The 15,131-nt window shown below is 62.3% G+C and carries 12 protein-coding genes; 4 read left to right on the top strand and 8 right to left on the bottom strand.

Annotated features, from left to right (window positions below):
* Position 1: 1 nt before the first annotated feature.
* The 3 genes from zwf to edd all read left to right on the top strand — a co-directional run bounded on the left by zwf (position 2) and on the right by edd (position 4,087).
* Positions 2-1,477 carry a glucose-6-phosphate dehydrogenase gene (zwf, locus tag MOV76_RS17130; protein ID WP_018244847.1) on the top strand — a complete coding sequence of 492 codons (1,476 nt, stop codon included), beginning with the start codon at positions 2-4 and terminating at the stop codon, positions 1,475-1,477.
* Between the two features lie 10 nt (positions 1,478-1,487).
* A complete protein-coding gene (pgl, locus tag MOV76_RS17125; RefSeq protein WP_028734002.1) occupies positions 1,488-2,186 on the top strand; it encodes a 6-phosphogluconolactonase in 699 nt (232 codons plus the stop codon).
* Between the two features lie 77 nt (positions 2,187-2,263).
* Complete coding sequence (edd, locus tag MOV76_RS17120; RefSeq protein WP_018445790.1) at positions 2,264-4,087, top strand: phosphogluconate dehydratase; 1,824 nt, start codon at positions 2,264-2,266, stop codon at positions 4,085-4,087.
* 118 nt (positions 4,088-4,205) lie between these two features.
* Here the strand turns inward: edd and MOV76_RS17115 are convergent, their stop codons facing one another.
* From MOV76_RS17115 to MOV76_RS17090, 6 genes are all read right to left on the bottom strand, one after another.
* The gene (locus tag MOV76_RS17115) at positions 4,206-4,559 is read right to left on the bottom strand and encodes a hypothetical protein (protein WP_018445791.1); all 354 of its coding nucleotides are present in this window, start codon (positions 4,557-4,559) and stop codon (positions 4,206-4,208) included.
* A 176-nt stretch (positions 4,560-4,735) separates the two neighbouring features.
* Positions 4,736-5,824 (bottom strand): ABC transporter ATP-binding protein, encoded by a 1,089-nt coding sequence (locus MOV76_RS17110; protein WP_018244844.1) that lies wholly within the window; start codon positions 5,822-5,824, stop codon positions 4,736-4,738.
* A gap of 143 nt (positions 5,825-5,967) precedes the next feature.
* On the bottom strand, positions 5,968-7,620 hold the full coding sequence (locus MOV76_RS17105) for an alpha-glucosidase (protein ID WP_130728895.1): 1,653 nt from the start codon (positions 7,618-7,620) through the stop codon (positions 5,968-5,970).
* A gap of 34 nt (positions 7,621-7,654) precedes the next feature.
* The gene (locus MOV76_RS17100) at positions 7,655-8,818 is read right to left on the bottom strand and encodes a carbohydrate ABC transporter permease (protein WP_047622520.1); all 1,164 of its coding nucleotides are present in this window, start codon (positions 8,816-8,818) and stop codon (positions 7,655-7,657) included.
* Position 8,819: 1 nt separating this feature from the next.
* Positions 8,820-9,833 carry a carbohydrate ABC transporter permease gene (locus tag MOV76_RS17095; RefSeq protein ID WP_018445795.1) on the bottom strand — a complete coding sequence of 338 codons (1,014 nt, stop codon included), beginning with the start codon at positions 9,831-9,833 and terminating at the stop codon, positions 8,820-8,822.
* Between the two features lie 187 nt (positions 9,834-10,020).
* Positions 10,021-11,382, bottom strand: coding sequence for an ABC transporter substrate-binding protein (locus MOV76_RS17090; protein WP_018244840.1), 1,362 nt, complete (start codon positions 11,380-11,382; stop codon positions 10,021-10,023).
* A 297-nt stretch (positions 11,383-11,679) separates the two neighbouring features.
* Between MOV76_RS17090 and MOV76_RS17085 the strand changes: the two genes are divergently transcribed.
* Positions 11,680-12,705: a substrate-binding domain-containing protein gene (locus tag MOV76_RS17085; protein ID WP_247264939.1), complete on the top strand. Its 1,026-nt coding sequence runs from the start codon at positions 11,680-11,682 to the stop codon at positions 12,703-12,705.
* A gap of 16 nt (positions 12,706-12,721) precedes the next feature.
* On the opposite strand, the gene folD is transcribed toward MOV76_RS17085, so the two are convergent.
* Positions 12,722-13,621 (bottom strand): bifunctional methylenetetrahydrofolate dehydrogenase/methenyltetrahydrofolate cyclohydrolase FolD, encoded by a 900-nt coding sequence (gene folD / locus MOV76_RS17080; RefSeq protein ID WP_018244838.1) that lies wholly within the window; start codon positions 13,619-13,621, stop codon positions 12,722-12,724.
* 120 nt (positions 13,622-13,741) lie between these two features.
* Positions 13,742-15,131: succinoglycan biosynthesis protein exop (locus tag MOV76_RS17075; protein WP_247264938.1), on the bottom strand; the 1,390-nt coding region annotated here is incomplete at its 5' end.

The following is a 15,131-nucleotide window of genomic DNA, read 5'->3' as shown; positions in this document are numbered from 1 at the left end:
CATGAGCAGCCAAATCATTCCCGTTGAGCCCTTTGATTATGTCGTCTTCGGCGGCAGCGGCGACCTTGCAGAACGCAAGCTTCTGCCCGCGCTGTATCATCGCCAGATCGAAGGCCAGTTTTCGGAACCGACCCGCGTGATCGGCGCCTCGCGCAGCCCGTTGACGCACGAGGAATACCGCAAATTCGCCAAGGACGCGCTGAACGAGCACCTGAAGAAGGGTGAATACGACGAGGCGGAGGTGGAGAAATTCTGTGCCCGCCTCTACTACGTCTCGGTCGACGCCCGCACGGATGCCGGCTGGGATCAGCTGAAGAAGCTGCTCGACGAAGGCAAGGATCGCGTGCGCGCCTTCTATCTGGCCGTCGCTCCGGGCATCTTCGGCGACATCTCGCAGAAGATCCATGACCACAAGCTGATCACCAAATCGACCCGCATCGTCGTCGAGAAGCCGATCGGCCGCGACCTCGCCTCGGCGCTGCAGCTCAACGACACGATCGGCCGTGCCTTCAAGGAAGAACAGATCTTCCGCATCGACCATTATCTCGGCAAGGAGACGGTGCAGAACCTGATGGCGCTGCGCTTTGCCAACGCGCTCTATGAGCCATTGTGGAACGCCAACTACATCGACCACGTGCAAATCACCGTGGCTGAATCGGTCGGCCTCGAAGGCCGCGCCGGCTATTACGATACGGCTGGCGCGCTGCGCGACATGGTGCAGAACCACATCCTGCAGCTGCTCTGCCTGACAGCGATGGAAGTACCCTCGTCGATGGATTCGGAAGCCGTTCGCGACGAGAAGCTGAAAGTGCTGCGCGCGCTGAAGCCGCTCAATGCCTCGAACGTCGAGCAGGCGACGGTCCGCGGCCAGTATCGCGCCGGCGCATCGGGCAGCGGCCCGGTCAAGGGCTACCTCGAAGAGCTCGAAGGCGGCGTGTCGAATACCGAGACCTTCGTTGCCATCAAGGCCGAGATCAACAACTGGCGCTGGGCGGGCGTTCCTTTCTACATCCGCACCGGCAAGCGCCTGACCGGGCGCATGTCCGAGATCGTCATCACCTTCAAGCCGATCCCGCATGCGATCTTCGATCAGGCGGCCGGGCGCATCGTTGCCAACCAGCTGATCATCCGCCTGCAGCCGGATGAGGGCGTCAAGCAGTCGCTGATGATCAAGGATCCGGGCCCGGGCGGCATGCGCCTGCGCAACGTGTCGCTCGACATGAGCTTCGCCCAGGCCTTCAACGTCCGCAATCCCGACGCCTACGAGCGCCTGCTGATGGACGTGATCCGCTCCAACCAGACCTTGTTCATGCGCCGCGACGAAGTCGAAGCCGCATGGAAATGGGTGGATCCGATTCTCAAGGGTTGGGAAACGACCGGCCAGCAGGTGCAGGGCTATACGGCCGGCACCTGGGGCCCCAGCCAGGCCATCGCGCTGATCGAGCGCGACGGCCGCACCTGGCATGACGAGATCTAGGACGAAACCGATGGCATCGACCCTGCATTCCTTCGCCAGCGCCGCAGATCTCGCCGGCAACCTCGCCGACAAGGTCGCGGATACGCTTTCGGCGGCGATCGCCGCTCGTGGAACGGCGTCCATCGCCGTTTCCGGCGGCTCCACGCCGAAGGCCTTCTTCCAGGTGCTTTCGACGCGCGACATCGCCTGGGACAAGGTGACAATCACCCTTGTCGACGAACGCTTCGTGCCGGCCGACAATGCGCGCTCGAACCATTTGCTGGTCGACGCCAATCTGCTGCAGAACAAGGCAAAGGCGGCACACTTCCTGCCGCTCTATCAGGACGTGGCTTCCGTGGAGGAGGCAGCCTTGCTCGCGACCGAGAAGACCAAGGCGATCAGTTCCCCCTTCGACACCGTCATCCTCGGCATGGGCGGCGACGGCCACACGGCCTCGTTCTTTCCCGGCGGCAGCAATCTTGCCAAAGCGCTCGATGCATCGACGCCGCGCGGCATCATCACCATGGAAGCGGAAGGAGCCGGCGAGCCGCGCCTGACCTTCACCTTCTCCAGTCTTGAGGATGCCGCACTCCTGGTTCTCCATATTGAGGGCGAAGGCAAAAAAGACGTTCTCGCCAAGGCGGAAGGCAGCGGTGACGAGGCAGAAATGCCGATCCGCGCCGTTCTGCGCCGGGCCACTTCCCCGGTCGAGATCTACTGGGCTCCCTGATCAGCCGTCATCCGGATTGAGATTCAGGCCAGAGCCGCCGAAACAGATAGAGACAACGAACAAGGCAGGGATTTTCCATGTCCGCTCACGCACGCATTTCTGCGATCACCGATCGCATCGTCGAACGCTCGAAGCCAAGCCGCGAGCGCTACCTGGAACGCCTGCGCGCCGCCGCTTCCAAGGGTGTCGCGCGCTCGGTGCTCGGATGCGCCAATCTTGCCCATGGCTTCGCGGTCTGTTCCCCCGCCGACAAGGATGCGCTCGCCGGCGACCGCATCCCCAATCTCGGCATCATCACCGCCTATAACGACATGCTCTCGGCCCACCAGCCATTCGAGACCTATCCGGCAATCATCCGCGAGGCGGCAGCCGAAGCAGGCGGCGTGGCGCAGGTGGCCGGCGGCGTGCCGGCGATGTGCGACGGCGTCACCCAGGGACAGCCGGGCATGGAGCTCTCGCTCTTCTCGCGCGATCTGATCGCCATGTCGGCGGGCGTCGGCCTGTCGCATAATATGTTCGATGCCGCCCTCTTCCTCGGCGTCTGCGACAAGATCGTGCCCGGCCTCGTGATCGCTGCCCTGTCCTTCGGGCACCTGCCGTCGATCTTCGTCCCGGCCGGTCCGATGACCACAGGCCTGCCGAACGATGAGAAGTCGCGCGTGCGCCAGCTCTTCGCCGAGGGCAAGGTCGGACGCGCCGAACTGCTGGAGGCGGAATCGAAATCCTATCACGGCCCCGGCACCTGCACCTTCTACGGCACCGCCAATTCCAACCAGATGCTGATGGAGATCATGGGCTTCCACATGCCCGGCTCGTCCTTCATCAATCCCGGCACGCCGTTGCGCGAAGCGCTGACACGCGAAGCCGCCAAGCGGGCGCTGGCGATCACCGCACTCGGCAACGAATTCACGCCGGCGGGCGAAATGATCGACGAGCGCTCGGTCGTCAACGGCGTCGTCGGCCTGCATGCGACCGGCGGTTCGACCAATCATACGCTGCACCTCGTCGCCATGGCGCGGGCAGCCGGCATCCAGCTCACCTGGCAGGACATTGCCGAGCTTTCGGAAATCGTCCCGCTGCTTGCCCGCGTCTACCCGAACGGCCTTGCCGATGTGAACCATTTCCAGGCGGCCGGCGGCATGGGTTTCCTCATCAAGGAACTCTTGAAGCACGGACTGGTGCATGACGACGTGCGCACGGTCTTCGGCCAGGGTCTCCAAGCCTATACGGTCGATGCCCGTCTCGGCGAAAATGGTGCCGTCCTGCGCGAGCCGTCGCCTGACAAAAGCGTCGATCCCAAAGTGCTCTCCAGCATCGAAACGCCGTTCCAGGCGAATGGCGGGCTGAAGATGCTGCGCGGCAATCTCGGCAAGGCAGTCATCAAGATATCCGCCGTCAAGCCGGAGCGCCACATCATCGAGGCGCCGGCAATCATCTTCCACAGCCAGCAGGAGCTGCAGGACGCCTTCAAGGAAGGCAAGCTCAACCGCGATTTCATCGCCGTCGTGCGCTTCCAGGGCCCGAAGGCGAACGGCATGCCGGAACTGCACAAGCTGACGCCGCCGCTCGGCGTGTTGCAGGATCGCGGCTTCCGCGTGGCGCTCCTCACCGACGGGCGCATGTCCGGCGCATCCGGCAAGGTGCCGGCAGCGATCCACGTCACGCCGGAAGCGGTCGACGGCGGTCCGATCGCCCGCATCCGCGAAGGCGACATCATTCGGCTGGACGCGATCAAGGGCACGCTCGAGCTGCTCGTCGATGCGGCTGATTTGGCCGAGCGGGAGCCGGTGACCGTCGATCTCTCCGACAATGAATTCGGCATGGGCCGCGAACTCTTCGCGCCGTTCCGCCGCGCCGTCGGACCTTCGGACCAGGGTGCAAGCGTGCTCTTCCACCACTGAGTGGGTGGCTTCTGGCAAACAAAAACCCGCGGGGAGCATGAAGCACCCGCGGGTTTTTGATTTCAATCCGGCTTACTGAAGTAGTGAGCCATTCACACGTCCTGGTGGACGCGCGTCTTTAGGCTCGAATATCGAGAACGTAGTCGCGGTGCGCCGGATGGGTGCTGTAGACGAAGATCTTGTTCAGCTCCTTCTGCGTCAGCAGGCGCAGGAAGCGGACATCGATCGTATTGTTGGCGTTGACCTTCATCAGCAGGCAGCCGACCTTGGTGATGCGAGCATCCGGAATATCCAGATAGAACTGCTTCGGCAGGCTGAACTGGGTCAGGATTGCGAGCGTCGCGCTGCTCATCGAAATCCGGACAATGTCGCAGCGGCGCGAAGCCGCATGCATGACGCCCTTTTCCGTATATTCGATGCGCGCGGCGTTCATGGTGTCCTCCATCTTGAACCGCGCCTCGCGGTCATACATGAAGGATTCTTCCTTGCTCAGGAAATGAGATTTTGGCTGTGACGGATTGGAAGCGGCCACGTGCTTATCCCCCTCATAAATTGACGAGGAAAAGGTAGCAGCCGATCTTTAACAGAAAGTGAGAATTCGGCCCGTCCCGCACAATTCTTGGGGCCATCACCCCAAAAATGGCCGCCTCACTTCCGGTAGGTATGGCCGGTTGCGTCAAAGAGATGCAACTTCTGCCTGTCGGCGGCAAACCGCATCCTCTGTCCCTTCTTCACATCATAGATGCCGGGCAGCTTGACGACGATCGGCTCGCCCGGAACCAGGCCCTCGATATAAAGCAACGTCACTTCGCCGAGCGCTTCGACGATCGACACTTCACCTTCGAAAAGGTAGTCGCCGCCATCGGCAACCCGGAGATCCTCCGGACGAACGCCGAAGCTTGCCTGCTTGCCCATTTCCGACGCGTCGGTTGCCACATCGAGGGTCACCGACATGCCGCCGGTCAGCGTCACCGTCGTCTGGCTTCCGGTTCCGGCGACCGTCGCCGGAATGATGTTCATCGCCGGCGAGCCGATGAATTTCGCGACGAAGAGGTTTGCCGGGCGCTCGTAGAGGTCCAGCGGCGCGCCGACCTGTTCGATATTGCCGGCTGAGAGAACGACAATGCGATCGGCGAGCGTCATCGCCTCGACCTGGTCGTGGGTCACGTAGATCATCGTCGTATCGGCCATCTGTTCGTTCAGACGGGCGATCTCGATGCGGGTCGCGACGCGCAGCGCGGCATCGAGGTTGGAGAGCGGCTCGTCGAAGAGGAAGACCTTCGGATCGCGGCAGATGGCGCGGCCGATCGCCACGCGCTGGCGCTGGCCGCCGGAAAGCGCCTTCGGCAGGCGATCGAGATATTTGGTCAGCTGCAGGCTCTCGGCCGCCGCCCGGACGCGGCGGTCGATTTCCTGCTTGCTTTCGCCGGCGATCTTCATGCCGAAAGCCATGTTGTCGAACACGGTCATATGCGGGTAGAGCGCATAGGACTGGAAGACCATGGCGATGCCGCGCTTGGAGGGCGGCACGTCATTGACGAGATGGCCGTCGATATACATCTCACCGCCGGTGATCGCCTCGAGACCGGCGATCATGCGCAGAAGCGTGGACTTGCCACAGCCGGACGGACCGACGAAGACGATGAATTCGCCCTGCTTGATATCGAGGTCGATACCATGGAGAACGTCCACGGAACCGTAGGATTTGCGGATATCCTTCAGCGTCAGTCCAGTCATTTCTCTCTCCCCTGTGTTCCTTAGGCCTGTGTTCCTAGAGCATGATGCCGAAAAGTGTGCGCCGTTTCCGGCATCATGCTCTATTTCTTTGATTTAGATCAGGATTCAGATTTTAGGCCCATCGGGCCCAAAATCATCCTGATCTAGGCAAGACGGGCGAAATACGCCCCCCAGGCCGGAATATCGATCTTGTCGCCATAGTTGTTGCTGGTAAAGCCATGGCCCGTCAATGCCTGCCATTCTCCAGCAGGCAGAATGACGGCGGCCTCGGCCGGGCTCATGTTGAAGATGCAGAGCAGCTTCTCATTGCCATATTCACGGGTGAAGACCAGGCTATCGCCCTGTTGTTCCTCGAATTCGATCTCGCCCTTGGCAAAAGCCGGGTGCAGCTTGCGGAAGGCGATGAAGCGGCGATAGTGCTCCAGCACCGAAGTCTCATCGCCCAGCTGGACGCTGACGGCACGCAGGATATGCTCGACCGGCACCGGCAACCAGGGCTTGACCGTCGAGAAGCCGCCCTGGGCGACCTGGCTGTCCCAGACCATTGGCGTGCGGCAACCGTCGCGGCCCTTGAATTCCGGCCAGAACTGGATGCCATAGGGGTCCTGCAGATCCTGATAGGCGAGATCGGCCTCGGTCAGCGCCAGTTCCTCGCCCTGATAGAGGCAGACGGAGCCGCGCATGGTCATCAGCAACGAGGCATAGAGCTTGGCGAAGGCGTCGTGATCGGCGACCAGCCCGCCCCAGCGGCTGACATGGCGCATCACGTCGTGATTGGAGAAGGCCCAGCAGGCCCAGCCATCGGGTGCGGCAGCTTCAAAATCCTGCATCACCTCCTCGACGCGCTCCGGCGTCAGCGGATCGGGCGCCAGGAACTCGAAGGCATAGCACATATGCATCTTGTCGTTGCCGGAGGTGTATTCGCCGACGATTTCAAGGCCGCGCTGGCTGTCGCCGACTTCGCCGACGGCGGCGATTGCCGGGAATTCTTCGAGAACGGCGCGGAAGCGCTTCAGGAAGGCAAGGTTCTCCGGGCGGTTCTTGTCGTAGAGATGCTCCTGAAAATTATAGGGATTAACCGCCGGCGCCGTCGAAGCGTTGCGGCGCTCGGGAGCAAGCGCCGGATTGTCGCGGAGTTGCGTGTCATGGAAATAGAAGTTGATGGTGTCGAGGCGGAAACCATCGACGCCGCGATTGAGCCAGAAGCGCACGACATCCAGCAGACGGTCCTGCACCTCAGGGTTATGCAGGTTCATGTCCGGCTGCGAGGTCAGGAAATTGTGCAGGTAATATTGCATGCGCGTCGGGTCCCACGCCCATGCCGAGCCGCCGAAGATCGACAGCCAGTTGTTCGGCGGCGTGCCATCCGGCTTGGCGTCGGCCCAGACATACCAGTCGGCCTTGGCGTTGCTCTTGCTCGAGCGGCTTTGCACGAACCAGGGATGCTGATCCGAGCTGTGGGAGATGACGAGGTCGATCATCACCCGGATGCCGAGGCGATGAGCCTCTGATATCATCGTGTCGAAATCCACCAACGTGCCGAAGATCGAATCGACATTCTCGTAGTCGGAAACGTCATAACCGAAATCCCGCATCGGCGAGGTGAAGAAGGGCGAGATCCAGATTGCGTCGACGCCAAGGCTTGCCACATGCGGCAGGCGGGCGGTGATGCCCTTCAGATCGCCGATGCCGTCGCCGTTCGAATCCTGGTAGGAGCGCGGGTAGATCTGATAGATCACCGCGCCGCGCCACCAGTCCTTGTCGGGGGTCGAGATCGATTGAGAAGCCACGTTCATGGAATATCCTGTTTGAAGTCACGGTCGGGAATGGTCAGCCTCCCTTGACCGAACCCGCCAGCAGACCGCGCACCAGGTAACGCTGCAGCCCGAAGAAGACGAGCAACGGCACGATGATGGTGACGAAGGCCGACGCCGTCAAAATCTCCCAATTGCCGCCGCGAGAGCCGAGCAGCGCGTTCAGGCTGCCGGTCAACACGAGGTGGTCCTTGTCGGTGCCGAGGAAGACCATGGCGACGAGCAGGTCGTTCCACACCCACAGGAACTGGAAGATGGCGAAGGAGGCGAGTGCCGGGAAGGACAGAGGCAAAACGATGCGGACGAAGATCTCGAAATCGCTTGCGCCATCGACGCGGGCCGATTCGATGATCTCCTTCGGCAGGCCGGCAATATAGGCCCGCAAGAGATAGATGGCGAGCGGCATGCCGAAGGCGGTATGGGCCAGCCAGATGCCGGGATAGGTCTTCGACGGCTGGCCGAGCATGTTGCCGATCTCGTTATAGAGACGCAGCAGCGGGATCAGCGACATCTGCAGCGGCACGACGATGAGGCCGACGACCAGCGCAATCAGCAGCCCGCGGCCGGGAAATTCCATCCAGCTCAGGGCATAGGCCGCGAAAGCGGCAATCAGGATCGGGATGATCGTCGCCGGGATCGTCACGGTCAGCGAGTTGATGAAGGACTGGCCGATGCCCTCGCCGGTCAGAACCGTGTTGTAGTTCTGCATTGTGAATTCCGGCGGCGCGGAGACGGACGCATAGATGCGCTTCGGGCGTTCGTCGGGCGAGAAGGCGGCATTCTTCACATAGCGATAACTGCCGTCGCTGTTGATCTGCAGAGTTTCGCCGTCGCCGAGATCGGCGGTCTCGCCGGCCTTGAAGGCGGCCGGCTGCTGTATGCGGTTGCCGAAGGCCTTCACCGCCCGGCCGGTCTGGCCTTCCAACACATTGCCCGAGATGACGTAGGTCGTACCCTCCTGCTTTTGCTGGTCGGGTGTACCGAGGCGGACCGCGGCCGTCTGGGTCGAGCCGACGAAGGCTGTCCACCAGCCGGAGACGACGATCTGGTCCTTGTCGCGCAGCGCGCTGACGAAGATGCCGAGCGTCGGGATCAGCCAGACGATGACGATCAGCAGAACGGCTGCGTGAACGAAGAGGCGGGCGGGGCCGATCTTGAAGTAGCTTCCGATAGCGGTCATCTCAGTGCCCCTTCAGTTCGCGATTGGCGCGGCGCACGTTCCAGACCATGATCGGCGTGACGGCGAGCATGATGATGATGGCGATGACCGCACTTCGCCCGGAATCGCCGCCGCCGCGGAACATCCAGTCGAACATCAGGTTCGCCAGCACCATCGTCTGCCACTGGCCGTTGGTCATGGTCAGCACGATGTCGAAGACCTTGAGGACGAGGATGGTGATCGTCGTCCAGACGACTGCGATGGAACCCCAGACCTGCGGCACCATGATGCGCCAGAAGATCTGCCAGCCATTGGCGCCGTCGATGACGGCGGCTTCGATCGTCTCTTCCGGAATGCCGCGAAGGGCGGCCGACAGGATGACCATGGCGAAACCGGTCTGGATCCAGATCAGGATGACCATCAGGAAGAAGTTGTTCCAGAAGGGAATGGAGATCCACACCTCGGGCGTGCCGCCAAAAGTCTGGACGATGGCGTTCAGCAGGCCGATCTGGACGTCGTTGCCGCCGCGATATTCATAGATGAATTTCCAGATGACCGAGGCGCCGACGAAGGAGATCGCCATCGGCATGAAGACGATGCTCTTGGCGATATTGCCCCACCAGATGCGATCGGTCATCACGGCGATGACGAGGCCGAAGAAGGTGCAGGCGGCCGGCACGACGGCGAGCCAGAGGATGTTGTTGAAGATCGACTGGCGGAATTCGCGGTCGCCGAGCGCCCATTTGTAATTGGCGAGGCCGACGAACTGCAGACCGGCGCGGTCGTAAAAGGAGAGGATGAAGGTCGCAACGACCGGATAAACGAGATAGACGATAAGCAGGAAGAGTGCCGGGCCGATGAACAACCACGGCCGGACGAGCGCACGGCGGTTGAGATTGCGCGATGCGGCGCGGATGTCGCCATCCTTCACCGGCAGAGCGAGATCCAGGATCTTGTTCGAAAAATAGAAATAGGCCGAGCACGCGAAAACGGCGACGACCACGACGCCCAAAGCGGACACTATCTGCGACAGCATTTCGTCCCTCCCCTGCTTCCCCTGATCTTATTCCGACCGGTTGTTATGCTGACGGATCAGCGCCGGTCATCGTCAATCTTTTTGTGTTGCCCAATCACAATATATCCTGCGATGGCCGGGCTCTTTGCGAGCCCGGCCAGTCATGCAAGCCATGCCGCCGGCAAGCCGGCGGCATAATTTTGAAAGATTACTTGATGCCGTCCCAGGCGCTCTGGATTTCGCCTGCAGCCTCTTCAGCGGACTTGCCGCCGACGAAATCGACCATGCCCGTCCAGAAGGCGCCGGCGCCGATCTTGCCCGGCATCAGGTCGGAACCGTCGAAGCGGAAGGTGGTGGCGGAGGTCAGAATCTCGCCTTCCTTCTTCATCTGCGGGTTGGCATAGGCCTCGGTGCTGACGCCCTTATACGGCGTCAGGAAGCTCGACTGCGCCATCCAGACCTCATGGGCGATCGGGGTCTTCAGGAAGTCGATGAAGGCGCGGGCCGTCTTCGAGTCCTTGGCGATCGAGACGAGCGTGCCGGCGCCGAGAACCGGCTTGCCGAGTTCGGGATGCGAAGCAAAGGTCGGCATGTAGAAGAAGTCGGCATCCTGGCCGAGCTTCGTGCCCTCAGGGAAGAAGGACGGAATGAACGAGGCCTGATGGTGCATGTAGCACTTCGGCGGAACCGCGAAGAGGCCCTTCGGGCTGTCGCGGAAATCGGTCGAGGCCACGGCTGCGACGCCGCCATCGACGTATTTCGCGTTCTTGGCGAACTTGCCGAACTCGTCGATCGCGGCAACGACGGCCGGATCGGTGAACTTCAGCTCGTTGGTCGTCCACTTGTCGTAGGCTTCCGGCGGCTGCATGCGCAGCATGATGTCTTCGACCCAGTCGGTCGCCGGCCAGCCGGTGGCGCCGCCAGAACCAAGACCGATGCACCAGGGAACGCCGCCATCCTTGACGATCTGATCCGTCAGGGCATGCAGTTCTTCCATGGTCGTCGGGATCTTGTAGCCGGCTTCCTCGAAGTTCTCCGGTACATACCAGACCAGCGATTTTACGTCGGCCTTATACGGGAAGGCGTAGAAGGCTTCCTTGCCGTCCTTGCCCTTGTAGGTGCCGTAACCGACCCAGCTGTCGCCGGCGCCGTAATTGTCCTTGATCCACTTGGAGTTGTCGTCGCCGAGCGGCGTCAGGAAGCCCTTGCTGGCGAGATCGGCCAGGAGGCCCGGCTGCGGCAGAACGGCGATATTCGGCGGCGAGCCTGCCTGCGTGTCGATGACGATCTGCTGTTCGTAGTTTTCGGAAGAGGAGTATTTGACATCGATGCCGGTGGCTTCGGTGAAATAGGCAAGAACGCTCTGGAAGAACGCCTCGTCCTCGCCGCGCCACGGCCCGAAGATCGTCAGCGGCTGGCCCTTCAGATCGGCATGAGCAGCCTTGAACTCGTCATAGCTCTTCCAGTTGAACTTGGCATCCTGTCCCGGGGCAAATTTCAGATCGGCTGCAGACGCAGTACCGGCAAAAAGCGCTGCCACGGCAACGCCCATCAAAAATGACTTTTTCATGTGATCAACCTCCCATCACAATCCCAACCGCGCCGAATTCCCTCCAAAAGAAATTTCAAAGCGCTTTGACAGCCAACTCATTTCACTTTCGGGGGAATGGAGTCAAGTCAATTCGCGAAAACCCGCGGTGAACATGCTAGATATCGCAGCGCAGCAACGTCTATCGGGAAATATGGAGCGATTTTTCTTGAGTCAAGCGCGCCAGATGATACATAATTGAAAGCGCTTTGGATGCCACTGGGAGGCGGCAGGCCTTTTCAGGACGGCGGACGGGCGGGCCGGGAGGAAGCATAGCAGGTGAATCTCAAGCAGCTATCGGAATTGCTGGGGCTGTCGCAGACGACAGTGAGCCGAGCGCTAAACGGCTATCCCGAGGTCAACGAGGCGACCCGGGAGCGTGTGCTCCAGGCTGTCAAGGAAACCGGGTACCGCCCCAATAAGGCGGCGCAGCGGCTTGCGACCGGCAAGGCAGGCTCGATCGGCCTCGTCATGCCGACGGCGCCCGGCCACCAGTCCGACGTGCATTTCGGTGAATTCCTGGCCGGGCTCGGCGAAGAGGCCGTACGCCACGATTTCCACTTCGTGATCATGCCGGCCGACCCGGATGAAGAGGTGGCGGCGCTGCGGCGCCTTGCCATCAGCGGCAATGTCGATGCCCTGTTCGTCGCCTATATGCGCGGCCACGACCCGCGGCTCGCCATGCTGAAATCGCTCTCCATGCCCTATGTCGTGCACGGCCGCTCCTTCGGTTCGGAGCCGGACTATCCCTATCTCGACATCGACAATGAAGGCGCCTTCTACGATGCGACGCGGCTCCTGCTGCAGCTCGGCCATACGCGCTTTGCGCTGATGAACGGACCGATGCATCTCGATTTTGCCATCCGCAGGAAGAACGGCGTCATATCAGCCCTTGCCGAGCGCGGGCTGGTACTCGATGAGGGTTGCATGAGCCACGCGCTGATGACGGACGAGCAAGGCCTGCTGGCGATGGAACACTTTCTGCAGTTGCCGGAGCGGCCGACGGCGATCCTCTGCTCCAGCACGGTGCTGGCGCTCGGCGCGATCCGCGCGGTCAACCAGGCCGGATTGCGGCTCGGTGAGGATATCTCGCTGATCGCCCATGACGACGTGCTGCCGCTGCTGAAACCGGAAAGCTTTTCCGTGCCGCTGACGACGACACGCTCGTCATTGCGGGCGGCCGGCGTTCGCATCGCGCAGCGGCTGATCGGCACGGTCAAGCAGGCCGGCCCCTTCCCCGACCAGGAGCTCTGGAAGACCGAGCTGATCGTCAGGGCCTCGACCGGTCCTGTTCCCCAGGCCTAGAGCCTTTCTGGTCTAGTCAAAACTGCGGCGGTGTCTGCCCTGCGGTGCGATGGGCGGCGATGACGGTGTTCGCCATCAGCATGGCGATGGTCATCGGCCCGACGCCGCCGGGAACCGGGGTGATGGTGCTGGCGACCGCGGAGACCTCCTCGAAGGCGACGTCGCCGACGAGCCGGGTCTTGCCCTCGCCTCTTTCGGGGGCTGGCACCCGGTTGATGCCGACGTCGATGACCGTCGCACCTGATTTGACCCAATCGGCCCTGACCATCTCCGGCCGGCCGACGGCGGCCACCAGGATATCGGCGTTGCGGCAGACCTCGGCGAGATTCTTGGTCCTGGAATGAGCGATCGTCACGGTCGCATTGGCGTTGAGCAGCAATTGCGCCATCGGCTTGCCGAACAGGTTGGAGCGGCCGATGACGACGGCGTTGAGGCCGGACAGATCCTCGCCATGGGTGCGGCGGACGAAAACCATGGCGCCGGCCGGCGTGCAGGAGACCAGTCCGGTCTTCAGGTCGCCGGTGGCGAGCTTGCCGGCATTGACGACGCTCAGGCCATCGACATCCTTTTCCGGCAGGATCGACTGGATGATCGCCTCGCTGTCGAGCGGCTTCGGCAGGGGCAGCTGCACCAGGATGCCGTGGATCGACGGATCGGCATTGAGGGTGGCGACGAGGGCTGCCAGCTCCTCCTGCTTCGTCTCGGCCGGCAACGTGTGCTGGACGGATTTGAAGCCGCATTCCTTGGCCATGCGGCTCTTGGAACCGACATAGGCGTGGCTTGCCGGATCGTCGCCGACGATGACGACGGCAAGGCCGGTGGTGACGCCGCTGCTCTTTTCCAGCGCTGCCGTCGCACTCTTGACCGTCTGAATGACCGATGCTGCTACGTTCTTGCCGTCGATTACTGTCGTCACACGTCTCTCCGCCCTGTTTCGCGTCAATCTATGGATAGTTGACGAGCGTCAAATGCCCGCTAACGCCCTATCCTGTCGGAAAGCGGCAACGCAATATCAAAAATGCAAGGAAATGTTCGTTCAACGCAACGGCTGCCGCGCTTCGAGCGCATGAACACGAAGCCGGTCGCGCAGGCCGGAGATCTCGGAGCGCAGCACCTCCATCTCGTCGACTTGGGCGGGGTCCTGCGCGAACGTCGGCGGCAGTGCGGTCTGCGGCGGGGATACCGGCATTTTCTCCCTTGCGGGATCGGCGACGGGCCGACGCAGGCGCAGCAGGAAAGCCGCGGCAAGACCGACCACAAGGCCCGCGGCGGCGCCGATCAGCGAGCGGGCGATCCGGCCATCCGTTGCCGATACCGCCGTCGCCAGTGCCGGCTTCAGGAGAACGATACGACCGTCGGCGGCCGCTCCCACCGCTGCGGACGTCGCCTCTTCCAGCCGCGAGCGCGCGGCATCGGCTTTTTCGCGCAGCTCGGTCAGACGTGACAAATCGACGCCGGTATCCCGGCTCTGGGCGATCAGCGTGTTGCGGCGGTCATTGAGGCCCTTGCGCGCATCGACGGCGGCCTTGGCGGCGAGGTTGGCAGTCTGGGCAAGACGGGCAAGCTCCTTGCCCATATTCTCCTTCAGACCATCAGTTTCGGCCTGCTGCTGCAAGAGGCGCGGATGGCGCGGGCCAAGCTCGGCGGAAAGCTGCGCAAGCGCTGTCTTGGCGACGGCATATTTGTCGCGCCAGTCCTGCAGCGCCGGCGAGAGCATATCGGAGGGCAACGAACCGTCGAGCACCTCGGCAAGTTTTGCGGCCTTCAGCCGGTCGGTCTGCGCCTTGGCGGCAAGAATATTCTGGTCGGCCGCTTTCAGATCGGCATCGAGCTGGTCGATCTGGCGGCGAAGATCAATCGCCACCTTGACGTTGCCCTCGCCGCTCTTTGCCGTGAAAGCGGCAAGCTCCGCCTTCGCCTCGTCATAGGTTTTGCGCAAGGCGGCATCGGTTTCGGCGTTGCCGCCAGGGCCGTCTGCTGCGGAAACCGCTTCGGCAAGCCTGGCGGCGATGCGCATGGATTTGCCGCTGTCGCCGGTCGTCACCCTGACGAGGATCGTGCCTGTCGCGGCATCGGGCAGTATCTCGACCGCATGCTTCAGCGTCGCCTCGGCGCGCGAGGCCGGATCGGCAGCAGCACCGGTCGCCGAGAGGAGATCGAGCGCGACGCCGAGCGCATTGGCGCTGGCGCCGGCAAATTCGGGATCATGATCGAGTTTCAGGGCGGCGACCGTCGAAGCAACCGTACGCGCCGACAACAGCCCTTTCGCAGCAGCCTGGGTGAACGCAGCACGGCTTGCCGCATCCGCCTTCACGGAAAGCGTCGTTTCGGCGCGATAGAGAGCCGGTGAAGCCGGCATCAGCGCCGGCAGGCCCGCACCGACGATCGTCGCGGCCGCGACCATCGTCGCAAGACCAATGCCGCCG

Origin of the sequence: Rhizobium sp. PRIMUS64, assembly GCF_023006465.1 — a bacterium.
GTDB classification, from domain to species: domain Bacteria; phylum Pseudomonadota; class Alphaproteobacteria; order Rhizobiales; family Rhizobiaceae; genus Rhizobium; species Rhizobium leguminosarum.
Note: the sequence above shows the minus strand (reverse complement) of the source record. Positions and strands in the feature narration are given on the sequence as shown.

Excerpts from the sequence above, each read along its gene's own strand:
- zwf (WP_018244847.1), top strand. The coding sequence starts at position 2 with ATGAGCAGCCAAATCATTCCCGTTGAGCCCTTTGATTATGTCGTCTTC.
- pgl (WP_028734002.1), top strand. The coding sequence starts at position 1,488 with ATGGCATCGACCCTGCATTCCTTCGCCAGCGCCGCAGATCTCGCCGGC.
- edd (WP_018445790.1), top strand. The coding sequence starts at position 2,264 with ATGTCCGCTCACGCACGCATTTCTGCGATCACCGATCGCATCGTCGAA.
- MOV76_RS17115 (WP_018445791.1), bottom strand. The coding sequence starts at position 4,559 with ATGTATGACCGCGAGGCGCGGTTCAAGATGGAGGACACCATGAACGCC.
- MOV76_RS17110 (WP_018244844.1), bottom strand. The coding sequence starts at position 5,824 with ATGACTGGACTGACGCTGAAGGATATCCGCAAATCCTACGGTTCCGTG.
- MOV76_RS17105 (WP_130728895.1), bottom strand. The coding sequence starts at position 7,620 with ATGAACGTGGCTTCTCAATCGATCTCGACCCCCGACAAGGACTGGTGG.
- MOV76_RS17100 (WP_047622520.1), bottom strand. The coding sequence starts at position 8,818 with ATGACCGCTATCGGAAGCTACTTCAAGATCGGCCCCGCCCGCCTCTTC.
- MOV76_RS17095 (WP_018445795.1), bottom strand. The coding sequence starts at position 9,833 with ATGCTGTCGCAGATAGTGTCCGCTTTGGGCGTCGTGGTCGTCGCCGTT.
- MOV76_RS17090 (WP_018244840.1), bottom strand. The coding sequence starts at position 11,382 with ATGAAAAAGTCATTTTTGATGGGCGTTGCCGTGGCAGCGCTTTTTGCC.